Genomic DNA, 18,034 nt, shown 5'->3' with positions numbered 1-18,034 from the left:
GCGCTATCCCTGTCCGGCAACAGCCGGCAATGCTAAAGGCAGTTCATCGGTCGACCATTGCGGCAGGCCCGACAACGCAGTATCGATGCGTGCGGCCCACTCCAGCAGCGCGTTGGCAGGCGCGCCTCCCTCTTCACCTGCCGCCGCCGCGGCCACCCTTGTCAAATCGAGTGGCAGCGGCGGCACGGCGAGTGGCGGCTCGCCCGACAATTGCTGCGCATATCGCTCAAGCGACTCCGCCAGGTTTCGCTGCAATGCGCCGCACGCTTGCCTCAAACCCGCACCCGACACGTTGGTGCGTCGCGCGTCGAAATTTGCCTCGATATGGAACGCGTCGCTCGCCAGCAGAATCGAGCGGCTCTGCGCGAGCACCGTTTGCGCGAGAAGCGTGACGCGGGCCGTTTCGCCCTCGCGCCAGTCGGGCTCGAGCGCAACCCGTGCGAGCATTGCTTCGCAATCGGCCAGCATGACCCAGGCGGTCAACGCGGATTGCGATTGTGCCGCCGGAGCGTCGCTTTCGACCACTTGTGCATGATTGCGAGCAACCCCTACGATCGCGCGCAGAACCTTGGCGAGTTGCAGCCGCAGCGAGTCGGCCTCGCCTTCCGGCCATAGCGACATCTGCATGAAAGTCGCAACCCCCACGCCGAGCAGAATCCCCACCAGCCGATCGCGAATCTCGGTGAGATCGGACGGCGGCGCGAACTGCTCCAGCAGCGCGAGCGAGAAGGTGAACATGATCTGCAGGCCGGCGTAGCTGATCCGCTCGGAACCGGCCGACACCCATGCGCCCAGCGCGATCACCGGCAGACTCATCAGCAGCAGGCCCGTCACGCTTTCCAGATGCGGGATGACGAACGCAACCGCGAACAGCGCAAGAGCGCTGGCAATCAGCGCGCCGCTGATACGCAGCACGCCGTGCCGGGTCGATGCGCCGAGGCTGGGCAACGCGACGATGAGGCAGGTCAGCATGATCGTGTGAATGCCGGGCCAGTTCACCGCGTTGTAGAACACATAGCAGATCAGTACCGACAACAGTGTGCGAAGCGCGAAGCGGGCGTAGAGCGGATTTGTAAAGGCATCTGCCGGCAACATCGCGGGGGCGGCGGGCGGCGGCGTGCTGGCGTGCGATTCCTGGCTGGCGGTGGCATCGGCGAGGGCTTCAATGGCCCGCTGCATCGCAGCGACTGCGGGAATCGACGGCCCTTCTTCCTCGCTGCCCGCAGCGACTGCGCGCGGCAATGGCAAGCCTTCGGAAATCGCGGCATCGAGCGCCGCGACTTCGCCTCGAACGCGGCGGATAGCTGCAATCCCAGCCGCAGTAGACGGTTGCGCCGTGACAGGCAATCCCGCCGCTGCTTCGTACAGCCGCGACACGGCGGTCACACAGGCCAGCATCGCTGCGGCCGCAGGCCCGCTGTAGTGTTTGCGCATCGTGGAGAAGCGCATGAGTTTCTGCAACGACAACGCGCCCTGCTGCAGATCGTTCGTATTGAGCGCGACTGGCGCCTCAGCGGGATCGACCAGCGCGGCGAGACGCGACTGCACCGTGCCAAGTTGCCGGTGCATGGCGGCCCGCAATTGCCGCTCAGGCTCGGCGGGCAGCAGGATCGTATTGAGGATCAGGGCCACGGCAACCGGATAGTTGACTGCCGACCATACCCACAGACAGGCGCGTACCAATGCTTCAGCGTTATCGGTTCGATCGGCGAAGCTCTGCGCATAGATGACGATCAACGCGGTGACAAAGAAAACCAGGCCGAACTTCGTGACGGCCCGCAGCAGATACGTGCAGCAAAAAAATACCGCGCTCGCGACGGCGATGCGCAGCAGCGGGTAATCGAAGGTCAACATGAACACCACGATCGCGCTGGCGATCGCACAGGTCGAGCCAATCACGATGTTCAGCGCGATCACGCGCGACAACACCACGTTCGACTGAGTGACGAAGAACACGACGATCAGCGACAGCGCCAGCTCGGGTACCTGCAGCGTCATCGACGTGACGATCACAATCGCGCTACCCAGCACGCAACGCATCATGACATTGCCGCGACCGGGAAACGCCGCCAGTTCACGTCGCAGAAACGCCGCGAAACGCGCCAGCGGGCGCGGCCACGCGAGCTCGCGCCGCGAGCCGGTCACCGTGCTCATGACTGTGCTCCGCTGGCGGCGGCCGTGTCGTGCGCGGGATCGTGCGTTGCATCTTGCGCATGAACACGCAACACCGCTACCGCCGACGTGCCGATACGGAACAGCCGCGGATCAGGATGATCGATCACGATCTTCACCGGAAAACGCTGCGCGACATGGACCCAGTTGATACTGCGCTGGATATTCGGCAAGCCGTTCGCCGTGGCGCCGCCGTCCTGCGGATCGACGCCGTAGCCGATCGAATCCACCGCGCCGCTGAAGCGAATCCCGGTGTCGCTCATCAGGTAGACCGTCGCGGGTGTGCCGGGATGGATATTGCCGAGTTCGTTCTCGCGGAAATTCGCAATCACGTACCAGTGTCGTGTATCGATCAGTGTGAAGACCGGCTTTTGTGCGGAGACGAACTGCCCGACCGATGTGGTCAACTGCACGACGCGGCCGTCGAATGGCGCCCGTACCGTGGCGTACTCGAGATTGAGCTGCGCCGACGCAATTTCGGCCTGCAACACCGAGCGTTGCGCCACCAGCGCGTCGACGCTGCTGACGGCGGCCTGCGCTTCGCGTTCCTGCGATTCGGCCGCCGCCAGTTCCGCGAGCGCGGAACGCTGTGCGGTGCGTGCGCGATCGAGGTCGTCGGCGGAAATGTAGCCCTTGCCGATCAGCGGCGCCATTCTGGCGAGCGTGTCGCTTGCCTGGTTCGCCGCGGCCTGGGCACGCACGACCGCCGACTTCGCCGCGGCAGCAGCGAAGGTCTGCGCGTTCACGCTGCGCTGGGTCAACGGAATCTGCGCATCGAGTTGCGCAAGCGAGGCCTGTGCCCGCGCCAACGTGTATTGATACGGACGCGGGTCGATCTGGAACAGCAGATCGCCCTGCTTGACCTGCTGGTTGTCGCGCACGGCCAGGTTGACGATCTTGCCGCTCACTTCCGGCGACACGCCGATGGTGTCCGCATAGGCATAGGCGTCGTCGGTGCGCGGCACCGTGTCGACGCGCCAGATCGCCGCGATGGCGGCAGCCACCACCAGCACGATCAGCAGGATCGCCGGCCAGGTGCGGGGTCGAGGTTTCGTTGTACCGGGGCCGTTTGGCGCGGTCGGATTAGAACTCATATTTCGCACCGTGTGTCACAGATTGAAGCCAATGGCCCAGAGCACAATCGAAAAGAGCACCGTCAGCGCGGGATAGACGATCGCCGGGGGCGTAAGCCAGCTACCGTAGCCATTGCGGTACGACAACACATGCACGACGGCCGTCAGCACCGTGCCTCCGATTACGCAGAACAGCCAGTCCGGAAAATACGCGCCGAGAATCCCCACCGACGGCGAGCCCGAGCACGCCGTCAGCAGCACGCACATCAGGAGGCTCAAGGCTGCCTCGCACCGGCGGCGTGCCGGCCCCTTCTGCAGGCGTGCGTCTTCCGCTGTAGCGGTGCTGGAGGGCGGCTTCGGCATGTGCGGCCCGGGTGCAGCGCAGCGCACGCGTGAACCGGTACGGGTAGCCAGCATCAGCGTGTCAGATTCACTTTCGCCAGATCGATCAGCGACTTGCCGCGGCCGTCCAGCACTGACTTCATCATGAAGAGCCCGAAATGCCACGCTTCGTCGATCGTCGTCTTGGGCGGCATGATGAGTTCCTCGCGCGCGCTGACCACATCGACCAGCGCCGGACCATCGTGCGCGAACGCTGCAGCGAGTCCCGCTTCGAGGTCCTGCGGCTTCTCGACGCGAATGCCCTTCACGCCGATCGCTTCGGCCATCTTCGCGAAGTTGGGGTTGATCAGCTCGGTGCCGGTGTCGATGAAGCCTGACGCGCGCATTTCGATTTCGACGAAGCCGAGCGTGCCGTTGTTCAGGACCACGACCTTCACGGGCAAGCCGGCCTGAACCAACGTGAGGAATTCGCCCATCATCATCGCGAAGCCGCCGTCACCGGACATCGACACGACCTGGCGGCCCGGACATGCTGCCTGGGCGCCGATCGCATGCAGCAGCGCGTTGGCCATCGAGCCATGGTTGAACGAGCCGATCAGCCTGCGCTTGCCGTTCAGCTTCAGATAGCGCGCGGTCCATGCGATCGGTGTGCCGACGTCGCAGGTGAAAATCGCATCATCCGCCGCGAGCTGGCTGACCAGACGCGTGACGTATTGAGGATGAATCGTCGTGCTCGACGGATTGCTTTCGGCGAGCGAATCCAGATCCCTGCGTGCGGTGGCGTAGTGCTCGAGCGCGCTCTCGAGATGCGAGGTATCGGTCTTTTCGTTGAGCACCGGCAGCAACGCGGCGAGCGTGTCCTTCACCGTGCCGAGCAGTCCGAGATCGAGCGAGCAGCGGTTGCCGAGCGCTTCGGGGCGCACGTCGATCTGGGCGATCCTGGCGTTGTCCGGATAGAACTGCCGGTACGGAAAGTCCGTGCCCAGCAGCAGGAGCATGTCGCACGCCTTCATCGCAGCATAGCCCGAGGCGAAGCCGACCATGCCGGTCATGCCGACGTCGTACGGATTGTCGTGCTCGATGTACTCCTTGCCGCGCAGCGAATGCACGATCGGCGCCTTGAGGCGCCTCGCCAGTTCCACGACTTCGTCGTGCGCACCCGCGCAGCCGGCGCCGCACATCAGCGTGATCTTCGATGCCGAGTGCAACATGCCCGCGAGGCAGGCGATGTCGTCGTCGTTCGGGCGCAGCACCGGCGCCGAGGTGGGCACGACCCAGGCCGGCACTTCAGCGATCGAAGGCGACAGCGCGACGTTGCCCGGAATCACGACGACGGCCACGCCGCGGCGTGCCACCGCGACCCGCATCGCGCGGGTCAGGATCTGCGGCAGTTGCTCGGCGTTCGACACCAGTTCGACGTAGTGGCTGCACTCCTTGAAAAGGCTCTCCGGGTGCGTCGCCTGGAAGTAGTCGATGCCGATCTCGCTGCTCGGGATATGTGCGGCGATCGCCAGCACGGGTACACCACTGCGCTGGCAGTCGAACAGCCCGTTGATCAGATGCAGATTGCCCGGTCCGCAGCTGCCCGCGCATACCGCGAGCTGCCCGGTCAGATGCGCCTCGGCACCGGCGGCAAACGCCGCGCCTTCCTCGTGCCGGACGTGAATCCAGTCGATCTTGCCACGCCGCCGCAGCGAGTCGGAGATGCCGTTCAATGAATCGCCAACGACGCCAAAAATACGCTTGACGCCAGCATGCTCAAGCGTGGCGACCAGGTAGTCAGCTGCGGTAGTCATGCGGTACCTCCGTGCGGACAGGTGAGTGCGAGTGAGCGGTAGACCCGGAACTGAGGCCGGCATGCCGCGTGCGTCTGGTGATAGTGCCGTGCCGCGCCTGCTGACGCTGTTCAAATCGCACGGGCTGCTTGCGATTTAGCACGGTGTGGGATCCGGGCTCTGGCGTGTATCGGCCGTAGGTTCGCCGCGTTGTCCGTCCATCGCCCACGTGGCCCGTAACAATCCTCTGGCCGTTACGTAGCGGCAGCCTTTGATGCCCGTTGCGCCGCCGCTGTTGCATTGCCTCGCAAGTCCCGTCCCACAAGGCTTTTCGCCCTGCTCCCCGCCATCGAAGATCACCCTTCATTCACATGGCACGATCCCTGCAGTACAGCCTGTAGAGACGGACGCCGGCGTGGTTTTCTCCCGCGTTCATCGACTAGAAACGAGGCCGTACCAGGGCCGCAACGTCCACGGGGACCACGATGATTGACGACCTTTTGCTCGATTCCGACCTTGCCGAACCGGCGAGCGATATTCATCCGGACTTCGCGCAACGCCACCCATTGCAGATTGCGGTGTGCCTTCGCAAGCTCGTATCAGGCGGGGACTTCGTCACGGCGGAATTCGATGGACGGCAGATCGTCACGCAGGTGCTCGAGGTCGACTCGCGCAACGGCCGTTTTATTTTCGATGCCGGTAGCGTCACCGCCGACAACCGCAGCTTGCCGGGTGCGAAGAAGCTGATGTTCCGCAGCGTGCCCGGCGGCATTCGGGTCGAGTTCGCCACGGACGCGGCCGAGGCAATCGTCTTCGAAGGACGGCTTGCTTTCGAAGCGCCGTTCCCTGCACTCCTCTACTACGTCCAGCGTCGTGAATATTTCCGCGTGCAAACGCCCGCACTCGATCCGTATGTCGTCAGCGGACGTTACGCGGACGGCGATTCGTTCAAGGTGGAGATGCAGGATCTTTCGTTGGGCGGGGTTGCGCTGCGAACCGCGAATGCGCGCTTCGGCACGCTCGACGCAGGCTGTGTCTTGACGGATGTCACATTGCAGCTTGGCGACTTCGGTACGCTCAGGCTCGATCTGGAAATTGTCGCGCCCAGGCACTTTACGAGTACGGGTGGCGAGCGGCGCTTCGTGATGGGCTGCAGGTTTACCGCGCTACCCGGGCCTGCCGAACGGATGCTTCAGCGCGTCATTACGCAGCTTGAAACGCGGCGCCAGGCGCTGGTGCCGCGCGAGTGAACGCGGCACCATTCGACGGTATTGTGGCAAGGATTATTGCGGGCTAACCTTGTGCGGCTTGGTCGCCTTCTCGAGCTTGTTGTACTGGAATTCAGGCAGGTTTTTCAAGGCTTCTTTGGTGGCGCCCGCCAGATAGAGATTGCCGTTGCGGATGTCGAAGCGGTCGATCGGAATGGCCACGTAATGGATACCCATGCCGAGGAAGCCGCCCACCGATAGCACCGCGTAAGTCGCCTTGCGATCGGGCGCAATGATCAGGTCATAGATCTTGCCGATATTGTCATTGGCATCGTTGTAGACCGGTTCGTCGACCAGCGCCTTGCGTACGCTCCAACCGTGCAGCAGACCATTGGTTTCCTCCACCGAGCCGCCGAGCGGTTGAACGCCGGCAATCTGCGCCTGCGCGAGTGGCACTGCGCAACAGGTGAATACGAGCGCGCCGGCGCATACGAGTGTCTTTGCTTTCATCTTCATATCCTTAATCTGGGTCAAAGGCGTTTCGCCAACAGGCGAAGTACCGGGTAGCACACGCCATGCCCACGCCTCATGCGGCGGCCGTTGCCGGCGCCGCGCACGCCGATCGGCCGCGCCGGGTAAGATGGCAAACGCGATGACAAACGCAAAGACAAGCGCGATGGCGCCGCCCGCTTCCCTTCCCCTGAACTGAACACCACCGATACCGATGCGCGTTCGCGATGAATGCCCTGCTCCGGCGCTTGAATGCCGACGATTGAGCAAAGCCTACGGGACCGCCCGCGTGGTCCTCGCACAGCTCGACTTTATGCTCGACCCTGGCGAATTCGTAGCGATCATGGGCGACTCGGGGGTCGGCAAATCGACGCTGCTCAACCTGATCGCAGGGCTCGACGCGCCCGATAGCGGCGAGGTCCTCATCGATGGCACGCTGGTCTCGGGTCTCGACGACGATGCAGCGACCCGCCTGCGCCGGCAAAAGCTCGGCTTCGTTTTCCAGGCGTTTCATGTGCTGCCGCATCTGACGCTCGCGCAAAACGTCGCCTTGCCGCTGCTGCTCAACAATTTGCCGCCGGCCCATGCTGTTGAAATGCTGGCTGCAGTCGGCCTCGCTGGACGCGGCGACGATTTCCCGCGGCAGTTGTCCGGCGGCGAGCTGCAGCGGGTGGCGATCGCCCGCGCGCTGGTGCATCGTCCGCGGCTGATTCTGGCGGATGAGCCCACTGGCAATCTCGACCCGGATACGGCTCACGAAGTGCTCGCCCTGTTTCGCGCCGAAGCCAAGGCGAACGGCGCGGCGACCATGATGGTGACGCACTCCGTCGCGGCCGCGGCCGTCGCGGACCGCGTGCTGATCCTCAGTGAGGGTGGCCTGCATCCCGCTGGGCATGCCGACGTGCAGCAGGTTCGTTCGTCTCATGAGTGACGCCTTGCGGCCGGAGTCTGCGCCCGTGAGCGGCAGTCGACGGCTCGCCCGTTGGCTGCTCGAGGCGGAGTGGCGCAGTCAGCGCGGGCGCGCGATTGTCGCCGTCATGACGATTGCGCTGGGTGTGGCGCTCGGGTACGCCGTGCAGCTGATCAACAGCGCGGCGTTCAACGAATTCTCGGCAGCGGCCCGGAGCCTGTCCGGCCAGGCCGACCTGCAGGTGCGCGGCGCGCAGCCTACTTTCGATGAGTCGTGGTACCCGCGGCTTGCCGATGAACCCGGCGTCGCGCTTGCCAGCCCCGTCCTCGAACTGGACGCGACCGTGCCTGGCCAGAATGCACCGCTCAAGGTGCTGGGCATCGACGTTTTCAAAGCCAGCCAGATCGCGCCGGACCTGGTCGGGGTGCCTGCGTCGCAGCGTCCCATGGATACCCTCGCCGACGACACCCTCTTTCTTTCGCCAGCGGCCCAGCAATGGCTAAACACCGCGACCGGCCAGCACATCTCCCTGTTGAACGGCACAGCCAGTGTGCCGTTGCGCGTCGCAGGCGGCCTCGTCAGAGCCAGGCCGGGTCAGCGCATTGCCGTGATGGATATCGCCGCCGCGCAGTGGCGTTTCGGCAGGCTCGGCAAGTTGTCGCGGGTCGACCTTGAACTCGAGCGCGGCGTCGACCGCGAACGCTTCAGACGCGAACTGCAGGCGCGGTTGGGCAATCAACTGGTTGTGTCCGAACCGCATGACGTCGAAAGCCGGACCGACCGTCTGTCACGCGCTTACCGTATCAACATGAATGTGCTGGCGCTAGTGGCGCTGTTCACCGGGGCATTTCTGGTGTTCTCGACCCAGGCGTTGAGTGTCGTGCGGCGCCGATCGCAACTGGCCATGCTGCGGGTGCTCGGCTTCACGCGCGGTCAGTTGCTGCGGCAGATCCTGATGGAAGGCGCCGTGCTCGGCGTGCTTGGATCAATTGCGGGCCTTGCGCTCGGTTACGCGTTGGCAAGCGTCGCGTTGCGCTTTTTCGGCAGCGACCTGGGTGGCGGCTATTTCCCAGGCGTTCGGCCTGGTGTCAGTTTCGAACCGATCGCGACAGCGATTTTTCTCGCCTTGGGAATTGGAGTCTCCGTGCTTGGCAGTCTCGCGCCTGCGCTCGAGGCAGCACGTGCCCGACCGGCTGCCGCCCTCAAGGCCGGCAGTGAAGAAGGCGCGTTGGCGCGGCTCGCCACGCCGTGGCCTGCGCTCGGCTGCCTCGCGCTGGCGGGGGTGTTCACGCAGATGCCGCCCGTTTTCGAGGCGCCGGTTCTTGGCTACCTCGCGGTCGCGCTTCTGCTCGTAGGTGGCATTGCGTTGATGCCGCGCTGCACGGCCGTGTTGTTCACGGCCCTCGGTCGTTCGCGCGTGGGACGTCAGGCGAAAACCACCAGCGCGCTGTCGCTGGCACGGCTTGCCAATGCGCCCGGACAAGCGTCGGTGGCGATGAGCGGCGTGCTCTCGAGCTTCGCGCTGATCGTCGCAATGGCGATCATGGTGGCGAGCTTCCGCGTTTCCGTCGACGAATGGCTCGAACATCTGCTGTCCGCCAACCTGTATGTGCGAGTTGCGCCGAACGGCGACACCGGTGTGCTGAACCTCGCCGATCAGGCAAGCATCGCGGCAACAGCCGGCGTGAAGACCGCGGCATTTACGCGTGCGTCACAACTCACGCTCGATCCCGCACGTCCCGCAATCGTTCTTCTCGCCCGCGAAATCGACGCAGCCGACCCCGGCGCCAGTCTGCAAATGTCCGGGCCCGTGCTGCTTCCATCCGCACTGCATGGCGAGACGCCGGTGTGGGTGTCCGAGGCCATGGTCGATCTGTATGGCTACCGGCTCGGCGAGCATGTCGAACTGCCGGTCGGGCAGGACAACGAGGCGTTCGTCGTGGCCGGCGTGTGGCGCGACTATGTGCGTCAGACCGGCGCGATCGAATTGCGGCTGGCCGACTATCGGCGCCTGACTCACGACACGGGCGCCACCGATGTGGCGATCACCGTCGCGCCGGGCGCCGACATCGATCGGGTCATCGCCGCGCTGCGCGCACTGCCGTTCGGCGACGCGCTGCAGTTCGCGCAACCCGGCGAGATTCGCGCCCGCTCGCTGACCGTCTTCGACCGCAGCTTTGCCGTCACGTATCTGCTCGAAGCGGTCGCCATCGTCATCGGGCTGTTCGGTGTTGCGGCGACGTTCTCCGCGCAAACGCTCGCCCGCGCGCGCGAGTTCGGCATGCTGCGCCACGTCGGCGTGACGCGCGCGCAGATCATCGCCATCCTCGCCAAGGAGGGCGGCATGCTGACGGCGCTTGGCATCGCGATGGGCTTTGTCCTCGGCTTTGCCATCAGCCTGATTCTCGTGTTCGTGGTCAACCCGCAGTCGTTTCACTGGAGCATGTCGTTGCACATGCCGTGGTTCGTCTTGAGCATGGTGGCTGCGGTGATGCTGGTCGCTTCGTGCGCAACCGCCGTGGTGGCGGGACGCCGGGCAGTCTCCGTCGATGCGGTCCGCGCCGTAAAGGAGGATTGGTGATGCGGCACAGAGTCCGAACCGTGTCGAGTATTGCGTTGTTCATGTTCTTTCTCGGCATAACGATTGCCATGCCCACGATAGCCGCGTCACCCGGGTTCGCCGCGGTCACGCCCGGTCAGGCGCTGGCGTTTCCAGCGGATACCGGCGCGCATCCCTCGTTTCAGACCGAATGGTGGTACGCCACCGGCTGGCTCGACACACCGGACGGCAAACCGTTAGGTTTCCAGATTACTTTTTTCCGCTCGGCCACCGGTGACGACACAGCGGATCCGAGCGCGTTCGCGCCTTCACAGCTGATCATCGCGCACGCCGCGCTGAGCGATCCGGCTTTCGGCACACTCGTACACGACCAGAAAATCGCCCGGCAGGGTTTCGGCCTCGCCTATGCCAAAACCGGCAATACCGACGTCAAGCTCGACACATGGAGCATGGTGCGCGCGACCGATGGCCGCTACCTGGTGCATGCCGAAACCCGCGAGTTTGCGCTGAACCTGTCGTTCACGCCGACGCAGCCCCTGCTGCTGCAGGGGGACCACGGCTACTCGCAAAAAGGCCCGCTTCAGAGCGAGGCCAGTTACTACTACAGCGAGCCGCAGCTGCGCGTCAGCGGCAGCGTCTCGCGGCCCTCGCACCCGACGGGACGCTCAGGCACCCCCACGTCAGTAAGCGGCGTGGCATGGCTCGATCACGAATGGTCCAGCACGATCCTGAGCCCCGATGCGGCTGGGTGGGACTGGCTCGGTGCGAACCTCGCTGATGGCTCTGCGTTGATGGCGTTCAAGGTGCGCGGCCGCAATGGCGGGTCCGTCTGGGCGCACGCGGTGCTGCGCGACGCAAGCGGCAAGCTCACCACGTTCGACCCGGCCCAGGTCGATTTCGTCCCGCAGAGAACGTGGCGCTCGCCGCGCACGAATACGCTTTATCCGGTGGCCGAAACCGTCAAGACCGGCACGCTCACGTGGCAGCTCGAACCCTTGCTCGACGATCAGGAAATGGACGCCCGCGACTCGACCGGCTCTGCTTACTGGGAAGGCGCGGTGACCTTGAAGCGCGGCGGCGCAAACGTGGGCCGGGGCTATCTGGAGCTAACCGGCTATCAGAAGCCGTTTGAATTTCAGAACCCGACGAAGGCTGCGCGGTAGTGCCGCTCCTTGCCGTTGTCCTGATGTGGCCGTCGGCCCATCAAAGCCCTGCCAGCGTGCCCCACAACTGCTGTTTGAGCTTGCCCGTCGCTTCGTCCGTGTTCTCGTAGGGTTGCCCCTGCACGGTCACGATGCGCCAGAACGACGCGTCGATATGGCGCAACTCCACATGCGTTTTCATCGTGGGGTCTGACTTTAGGCGGCCCTCGGCAATCCAGCTTTCATGACCGTCGACCGTGTCGCGCGTCCCAGGTACGCCGAGCGGCATCGTCGACGCATTGTTGCGCAGGTACGCGGGGATGTATCGGCTGAATCCCACGTCCGGCAGAACCTCGCGCGCGAAGACGACCGCGGCGCGGCCGGTCGGGTCGGTGAAGGTATAGATCGGCTCGCCGTTTTCGGTTCTGGTTACCGAGAGCGTCCAGACGCCATCTATCTGCACACTCGCACCGGTGACAGGATTAGTCCATCTGGCGGCGACAGTGGCGTGCGGTGGCGCGCTCGCAATGCTCCGATGAAACGGCAGGCGATGGTTCGCGTGCCAACCCGTCCACGCCGCGGCCAATACGATGGCAACGCAAACAACAATCCTGAAGGCGCGCGCCCGAGCCGACTCCTTCGTCTTGCCCTGCTGGGAAGTGGCCGCTTCGGGTGCTGTGTGCCGCCTCTGGTTGAACGTCGAAGCCCTGGCGGACGCCGCGAAGGACGGTTCCGCCCTGCCGTAGCGCTCGCGCGGCGAAGGGTACGCCGGCGCCGCATCGGGCGGCGGCCCCTGCACTTTCGGCGCTTGCTGTTCGTGCGCCGAAAGTTCGCGGTCGTACGCCTTTCTGCGTTCCGGGTCGCCCAACACCGCGTAAGCCTCGTTGATAATGCGCATGATGCGCTGTGCATCCGGACTGGTATTTTTGTCAGGATGGTAGCGCTGGCTGAGGGCCTTATAGGCGGCTCGGATCACCTCGGCCGGCGCGCCGCGCGTGACCTTGAGATTGTCGTAATGGGTATGCATGTGCTTTCCGTGGCGATTCTTCCCCGCATCGACAGCATATCGGCTCAAAAACAGATTGCTTGAATGGCGCGGCCATGCAAGCCCTTACCGCTTTGCGCGCGACAGGCACGCCGGTTGCTGACGCCTTCCGTGGTGTACCGTTTCACCAAGCCTTTCCGCTTGCAGCAACCGCCCGATTGTATCGGTGCGCAGCCCTGCCGGCCCCGTAAAAACGACGGAGCAACAGGCAATGGAAATTCCCGAACCGACCCGCCGGCGCCATATTCGCCATGCGCGCCGGCGCGCGCGCTCGAGCGAGATGTCCCGTTATGCCGGCAAGCCGATGGCTCTGCTATGGCGCTACATCGCCCGGCGCAAGGTTTCCCATCTGATCGTGCTGGTGAGTGTGCTTGCCGCGGTCGGGTGCGCGCTGGCCTCGCAATGGGGCATCAAGAATCTCGTCGATGCGTTACCTTCTGGCCGCACCCATCCCGCTGTCGTGATGCGGGCCTTCGTAATTCTCGTCGGACTGATTCTCGCGGACAACCTGTTCTGGCGCGTCGGCGGCTGGATCGCCGCGCGGACTTTCGTCACGGTGACCGGCGACATCCGGCGCGAGATGTTCGCCTATCTGACCGCTCACCCACCCGCGTTCTTCGCCGACAAGCAGCCGGGCGTCCTCTCGAGCCGCATTTCCGCCACGGCGAACGCGGCGTACATACTCGAAAACACCGCTTCGTGGACGGCGATACCGCCGTGCCTCACGGTAATCGGCGCCATCATAATGGTTGGCGCCGTCAGTGTGCCGATGAGCGCCGCGCTGGTGGCGGTCTCCGGCATTCTCGCTTTCGGCGTTTACGTCCTGGCGAGCCGCGGCACTTCGCGGCACCATGCCTTCGCCGCGCGGGCAGCAGCGGTGGATGGCGAACTGGTGGACATCATCGGCAACATGGGGCTCGTGCGTGCGTTCTCAGCCATCGGGAGGGAACGTCGACGCCTCGACGAGCAACTGGGCGTTGAGACCAAAGCGCGTACCGGCAGCCTGCTTTACCTCGAAAAGCTGCGTCTGCTGCATGCAATCGCCACGGCGATTCTTTCCGCTGGCATGCTCGGCTGGACCCTCTGGCTATGGAGCATGGACCGCGCGACGACGGGCGACGTCGTGCTGATCAGCTCGCTCGGCTTCGCGATTCTGCACGGCACACGCGATCTGGCGGTCGCATTCGTGGATCTGACGCAGTACGTGGCGCGCCTTGGCGAAGCCTCGGCCATCCTGCTCGCGCCCCACGCGATGCCTGAGCACCACGACGCGCCGCCGTTGCACGTCACCACCGCAACCATCGATTTCAACAACGTCACATTTGCCTATCCGGGGCGCCGGCCGGTGTTGAACGGCCTGAACCTGCAGATCCGCGCGGGCGAGCGCGTTGGGCTGGTCGGTCCGTCGGGCGCCGGCAAATCGACGATCCTTGCCCTGATCCAGCACTTCTACGAACCGGCGTCCGGCACCGTCAGCATCTCGGGACAGGACATCTCGAAGGTCGGCCAGGACAGTCTGCAGGCCGCGATTTCGATCGTGCCGCAGGATGTCTCGCTGTTCCACCGGACCTTGCTCGAAAATATCCGCTATGGGGTGCCGAAAGCGAACGAGGCGGATGTCAAGCGCGCCTGCGAGGATGCCAACTGCATGGACATCCTCAGCGCGTTGCCCGACGGGCTCGACACCGTAGTCGGGGATCGCGGCACCAAGCTCTCCGGCGGTCAACGGCAGCGGATCGCCATTGCGCGCGCCATTCTGCGCGACTCGCCGATCCTTCTGCTCGACGAAGCTACGTCGTCGCTCGACTCGGCCTCGGAAGCGGCGATCCAGCTGGCGCTCGAACGCCTGATGCAAAACCGCACGGTAGTCGCCATCGCTCACCGTCTGTCTACGCTGCAGAGCTTCGACCGGATCGTCGTGGTCAATCGCGGCCGTGTCGTCCAGGACGGCTCGCCCTCTGAACTGGCGAACGTCCCCGGCATCTACCGCGATACGCTGACACGCCAACGCAAGCGCAGCACTCCGCCGCCAGAACTGGCGTGACCGGTTGACCGGACCCCGCGGGCGCCGGGGTCCCACTCCCCGCCCACTCCTCCCATTGCCACGACAACGTTTGCGCAACCCGCTCGCGGCCCGCGCACATCGGCAATTTCCCTCGGACTGCTCATAAAAACTGAAGAATGTTAAGAAACCTGCCGATATACGAGGGTTAAGGCTCAATTCACACGAGGAGCACTGATGGGATCGGTAGCTCGAATAAGGGGGGCGTTCACGGTCGACAGCACCGACCCGGAACTCGTGCGCTCGCAAATGCAGGCGTTCGGCCGGCAAATCCCGCTCCTCTACTTCATGCTGGTGGTCAACACGATGGCGGTGGCGATCACCCACCTTGCCTACGCGCCGGCCTGGCTCGCCATCCATATTCCGGCGGCCCTTTGCACGGTCTGCGTGTTCCGCTGCGTACGGTGGTGGTTCGTCCGCCACCGCACGCTCACGCATGAGAAAGCCGTGCCCGAACTGCGCAAGACCTTCTGGTTCGCGTGCGGGTTCGGCGTCGGCTTCACTACCTGGTCGCTGCTGCTATTCCCCTATGGACCCGCCTACGAGCAGTGTCAGGTGGCGTTCTACATGGCCACCACGGTGGTCGGATGCGTGTTCTGCCTGATGCATCTGCGGACCGCGGCGCTCACGCTACTGACCATCGTGATCGGTTCTTTCACCATCTTTCTGCTGGCCGCGGGGCGCCCCGTGTTCGTGGCGATGGCGGCGGATATGCTGTTCGTCGGGGTGACCCTCGCTTTTATCGTCCATCTCTACTACCGGAACTTCGCGAGCCTTGTCTCTTCGAAGCGCGAACTGCTCGTGAGCCAGTCGGTCACGCAGAAACTCAGCGACGACAACTTCCGCCTCGCCAACATCGATAGCCTGACCGGCCTGCCCAACCGGCGCAGTTTCTTTTCGTCGCTCAATGCGCTGGCCGAGCAAAGCACAGGCGGCGTCGCCAACTTTCACATGGGGCTGATCGACCTCGACGGTTTCAAGCAGGTCAACGACATCTACGGTCATTCGAGCGGCGACCTCGTGCTCAAGGAAGTCGGCAACCGGCTTCTGGCGCTCGCCGATCCGACGATTTTCTTCGCACGGCTGGGTGGCGACGAATTCGGAATCATCATTCAACGGCGTCTTGGCGAGGACGAACTCGACCGCCTCGGGCAAACGCTGTGCGAGCGGCTCAGCCGGCCCTATACGGTCGGCGAGAACACCGCCGAGTTGTCGGGTACGATCGGCTGGGCCGGTTTGCCGCCTGCGAGTGTCAGCGTGGCCGAGGTGTTCGAGCGCGCGGATGCCGCACTCTACGTCGGCAAGGAAAGCCGGCGCGGCACGGCCGTGGTGTTTTCCGCCGAGCACGAAAACCGCGTGCGGCGCGCGAGCCTCGTCGCCCAGGAGTTGAAGGCGGCGAACCTCGACGCCGAACTCTACCTGGAGTTTCAGCCCATCTACGACGTCGCCACCCGTACCGCGGTCGGCTTCGAGGCGCTTGGCCGGTGGCGCAGTCCGAAGCTCGGTCAGGTGAGGCCGGATGAATTTATCCGCATCGCCGAGCGGACCGATCTGATTCGTGTGGTGACCGAGGTGCTGTTGCACAAGGCGCTGAACGAAGCCGCCAACTGGCCGCCGCATATTTACCTTTCGTTCAACCTCTCGGCGCTCGACATCTCGTCGGTGCCGCGCGCAAGGCGGTTGCTCGATATCGTGCAGGCGAGCGCCACGCTGGCCGAACGGGTGCATTTCGAAATCACCGAGACCGCGGTGACCCGCGACTTCAGACAGGCGCGTGCTTCCTTGTCGCTGATCAAGCAGGTGGGCTGCCAGGTGTCGCTCGACGATTTCGGCACCGGCTATTCCAGCCTGAGCTACGTCCATCGCCTGCCCTTCGATACGATCAAGATTGATCGCAGTTTCGTGGCCGAGGTCGATACGGATGTAGCGTGCGGCAAGATCATCAAATCGGTGATGGACCTGTGCCGCAACCTCGGGCTCGAATGCGTGGTGGAAGGCGTCGAGACCGAATCGCAGTGCGAAATGCTGACCGCACTCGGCTGCCGCGTGATGCAGGGCTATCTGTTCGGCAAGCCGATGCCGGCCGAGGCGCTGCAGTTTTTCCAGGCCAATGTCGTTTAAAGAAGGCGTGAATTACCGGAGCGCCTGACTCTCACCGGTACATGTTGCGGCCGCGCGCCCGGATCAAGGCGCCTCTTCGAGCGGCACGCCGCCGAATGCCTGGCGCTGCGCGAGCGAAACGAAAGTCTGGGCATCGCGCGCCGCCTGAACCACCGGCGCCATGCCGAAGAATTCATGTGTCGCCCCCTGATAGTTGCGGTGCTCGACGGCAACACCAGCATCACGCAGTTTTTCCGCGAGTTTCTCGCCATCGGAGCGCAATGGGTCGATGCCCGCGGTCACCACCACCGTAGGCGGTAGGTTCGACAGATCCGCGCTGACCACATCGATCAGCGGGCTTTTCAGATCACCCTCGTCGTTGATCACGTTCTGGACGAACCACAACATCATCTTCTTGTTCAACGGCTTCGCATTGCGATTCTCCTCATAGGAGATCGAAACGATGTTGTTGCTCGCCACGGGATAGATCAGCGCCTGATGCAAGGGTGCGCGCAAGCCTGAATCGCGCGCATGGATGGACACGTTGATGGCAAGATTCGCCCCGGCGCTCTCGCCCATCACCGCTATCCGGCTTGGGTCGCCGCCGAGGCTCGCCGCACTTTCGACGATCCAGCGCCACGCGGCGAACGCATCCTCGTGTGCGGCGGGCAACCTGTGCTCAGGCGCCTGCCGGTAGTGGGCGGACACCACGATCGCGTTGCTTTGTGCCGCAATCGAGCGCGGCGTCGCATCGTAGACGTCCAGATCGGCAATCACCCAGCCGCCGCCGTGAAAATACAGGATCAGCGGAAACGGGCCATCGCCGGCCGGACGGTAGATACGCGCCGGATTGCTGCCCGCAGCGCCCGGAATCAGCTTGTCCTCGCTCTGCACCGCCTCCACTTCCAGCGGTAGCCGGGCGGCGTGACCCGCCTGCGTCATCAGTTTCCGGACGGCGTCGGTGGGCGTCGGCTGCTCGCGGGCCTCGGCAACGCTGCATTCTTCGATCGGCTTTGGGTTCAGTTCCTTGAGCGCGGCGAGCACCGCCTTCATATCGGCGTCTGCGTGGGCGGTCGGATCAAGTCCGATCATGCCCTTGAGAGTATCGGCGAGTGTCATGGCGCGGCTCCAGGTG

General features: G+C 64.3%; 13 protein-coding genes. 6 read left to right on the top strand and 7 right to left on the bottom strand.

The annotated features are described in order from the left end of the window. Positions 1 to 3 precede the first annotated feature (3 nt). The 4 genes from BUS06_RS32590 to poxB are packed head-to-tail and all read right to left on the bottom strand — an operon-like array spanning position 4 to position 5,383. On the bottom strand, positions 4 to 2,154 hold the full coding sequence (locus BUS06_RS32590; protein ID WP_083611704.1) for an FUSC family protein: 2,151 nt from the start codon (positions 2,152 to 2,154) through the stop codon (positions 4 to 6). Continuing rightward, positions 2,151 to 3,266, bottom strand: coding sequence for a multidrug transporter subunit MdtN (gene mdtN / locus BUS06_RS32585; RefSeq protein WP_074268413.1), 1,116 nt, complete (start codon positions 3,264 to 3,266; stop codon positions 2,151 to 2,153). The genes BUS06_RS32590 and mdtN overlap by 4 nt, the downstream gene beginning before the upstream one ends. 15 nt (positions 3,267 to 3,281) lie before the next feature. Further along, on the bottom strand, positions 3,282 to 3,608 hold the full coding sequence (locus BUS06_RS38045) for a YtcA family lipoprotein (RefSeq protein WP_254369022.1): 327 nt from the start codon (positions 3,606 to 3,608) through the stop codon (positions 3,282 to 3,284). A gap of 53 nt (positions 3,609 to 3,661) precedes the next feature. Then, positions 3,662 to 5,383 (bottom strand): ubiquinone-dependent pyruvate dehydrogenase, encoded by a 1,722-nt coding sequence (poxB, locus tag BUS06_RS32575; RefSeq protein ID WP_074268411.1) that lies wholly within the window; start codon positions 5,381 to 5,383, stop codon positions 3,662 to 3,664. Between the two features lie 464 nt (positions 5,384 to 5,847). On the opposite strand from poxB, the gene BUS06_RS32570 reads away from it, so the two are divergent. Next, complete coding sequence (locus BUS06_RS32570; RefSeq protein WP_074268410.1) at positions 5,848 to 6,612, top strand: flagellar brake protein; 765 nt, start codon at positions 5,848 to 5,850, stop codon at positions 6,610 to 6,612. A 33-nt stretch (positions 6,613 to 6,645) separates the two neighbouring features. Here BUS06_RS32570 and BUS06_RS32565 read toward each other — a convergent pair whose 3' ends face one another. Beyond that, positions 6,646 to 7,080 carry a PRC-barrel domain-containing protein gene (locus BUS06_RS32565; RefSeq protein WP_074268409.1) on the bottom strand — a complete coding sequence of 145 codons (435 nt, stop codon included), beginning with the start codon at positions 7,078 to 7,080 and terminating at the stop codon, positions 6,646 to 6,648. Positions 7,081 to 7,294: 214 nt separating this feature from the next. Between BUS06_RS32565 and BUS06_RS32560 the strand changes: the two genes are divergently transcribed. Genes BUS06_RS32560 through BUS06_RS32550 form a run of 3 tightly spaced genes read left to right on the top strand, consistent with a single transcriptional unit; the run spans position 7,295 to position 11,713 of the window. Continuing rightward, complete coding sequence (locus BUS06_RS32560; protein ID WP_074268408.1) at positions 7,295 to 8,011, top strand: ABC transporter ATP-binding protein; 717 nt, start codon at positions 7,295 to 7,297, stop codon at positions 8,009 to 8,011. Then, positions 8,004 to 10,571: an FtsX-like permease family protein gene (locus BUS06_RS32555; protein WP_074268407.1), complete on the top strand. Its 2,568-nt coding sequence runs from the start codon at positions 8,004 to 8,006 to the stop codon at positions 10,569 to 10,571. Before BUS06_RS32560 ends, BUS06_RS32555 begins: the two co-directional genes overlap by 8 nt. Then, positions 10,571 to 11,713 carry a lipocalin-like domain-containing protein gene (locus tag BUS06_RS32550; protein WP_174567553.1) on the top strand — a complete coding sequence of 381 codons (1,143 nt, stop codon included), beginning with the start codon at positions 10,571 to 10,573 and terminating at the stop codon, positions 11,711 to 11,713. The genes BUS06_RS32555 and BUS06_RS32550 overlap by 1 nt, the downstream gene beginning before the upstream one ends. 40 nt (positions 11,714 to 11,753) lie before the next feature. Here the strand turns inward: BUS06_RS32550 and BUS06_RS32545 are convergent, their stop codons facing one another. After that, complete coding sequence (locus BUS06_RS32545) at positions 11,754 to 12,719, bottom strand: J domain-containing protein (protein WP_074268406.1); 966 nt, start codon at positions 12,717 to 12,719, stop codon at positions 11,754 to 11,756. A 229-nt stretch (positions 12,720 to 12,948) separates the two neighbouring features. Between BUS06_RS32545 and BUS06_RS32540 the strand changes: the two genes are divergently transcribed. Both BUS06_RS32540 and BUS06_RS32535 read left to right on the top strand, forming a co-directional pair. Then, entirely contained in the window at positions 12,949 to 14,781 is a 1,833-nt protein-coding gene (locus tag BUS06_RS32540) for an ABC transporter ATP-binding protein (protein ID WP_074268405.1), read from the top strand. Positions 14,782 to 14,976: 195 nt separating this feature from the next. Beyond that, complete coding sequence (locus tag BUS06_RS32535) at positions 14,977 to 16,920, top strand: putative bifunctional diguanylate cyclase/phosphodiesterase (protein ID WP_074268404.1); 1,944 nt, start codon at positions 14,977 to 14,979, stop codon at positions 16,918 to 16,920. A gap of 63 nt (positions 16,921 to 16,983) precedes the next feature. Here the strand turns inward: BUS06_RS32535 and BUS06_RS32530 are convergent, their stop codons facing one another. Continuing rightward, entirely contained in the window at positions 16,984 to 18,018 is a 1,035-nt protein-coding gene (locus BUS06_RS32530; protein ID WP_074268403.1) for an alpha/beta hydrolase, read from the bottom strand. Between the last annotated feature and the right edge of the window lie 16 nt (positions 18,019 to 18,034).

The sequence above is a fragment of the Paraburkholderia phenazinium genome, assembly GCF_900141745.1.
Classification (GTDB): domain Bacteria; phylum Pseudomonadota; class Gammaproteobacteria; order Burkholderiales; family Burkholderiaceae; genus Paraburkholderia; species Paraburkholderia phenazinium_B.
This window is presented reverse-complemented; position numbering and strand designations above follow the sequence as displayed.

Bases quoted from the DNA above. Each gene is read 5' to 3' on its own strand.
- BUS06_RS32590 (WP_083611704.1), bottom strand. From the start codon at position 2,154: ATGAGCACGGTGACCGGCTCGCGGCGCGAGCTCGCGTGGCCGCGCCCG.
- mdtN (WP_074268413.1), bottom strand. From the start codon at position 3,266: ATGAGTTCTAATCCGACCGCGCCAAACGGCCCCGGTACAACGAAACCT.
- BUS06_RS38045 (WP_254369022.1), bottom strand. From the start codon at position 3,608: ATGCCGAAGCCGCCCTCCAGCACCGCTACAGCGGAAGACGCACGCCTG.
- poxB (WP_074268411.1), bottom strand. From the start codon at position 5,383: ATGACTACCGCAGCTGACTACCTGGTCGCCACGCTTGAGCATGCTGGC.
- BUS06_RS32570 (WP_074268410.1), top strand. From the start codon at position 5,848: ATGATTGACGACCTTTTGCTCGATTCCGACCTTGCCGAACCGGCGAGC.
- BUS06_RS32565 (WP_074268409.1), bottom strand. From the start codon at position 7,080: ATGAAAGCAAAGACACTCGTATGCGCCGGCGCGCTCGTATTCACCTGT.
- BUS06_RS32560 (WP_074268408.1), top strand. From the start codon at position 7,295: ATGCGCGTTCGCGATGAATGCCCTGCTCCGGCGCTTGAATGCCGACGA.
- BUS06_RS32555 (WP_074268407.1), top strand. From the start codon at position 8,004: ATGAGTGACGCCTTGCGGCCGGAGTCTGCGCCCGTGAGCGGCAGTCGA.
- BUS06_RS32550 (WP_174567553.1), top strand. From the start codon at position 10,571: ATGCGGCACAGAGTCCGAACCGTGTCGAGTATTGCGTTGTTCATGTTC.
- BUS06_RS32545 (WP_074268406.1), bottom strand. From the start codon at position 12,719: ATGCATACCCATTACGACAATCTCAAGGTCACGCGCGGCGCGCCGGCC.
- BUS06_RS32540 (WP_074268405.1), top strand. From the start codon at position 12,949: ATGGAAATTCCCGAACCGACCCGCCGGCGCCATATTCGCCATGCGCGC.
- BUS06_RS32535 (WP_074268404.1), top strand. From the start codon at position 14,977: ATGGGATCGGTAGCTCGAATAAGGGGGGCGTTCACGGTCGACAGCACC.
- BUS06_RS32530 (WP_074268403.1), bottom strand. From the start codon at position 18,018: ATGACACTCGCCGATACTCTCAAGGGCATGATCGGACTTGATCCGACC.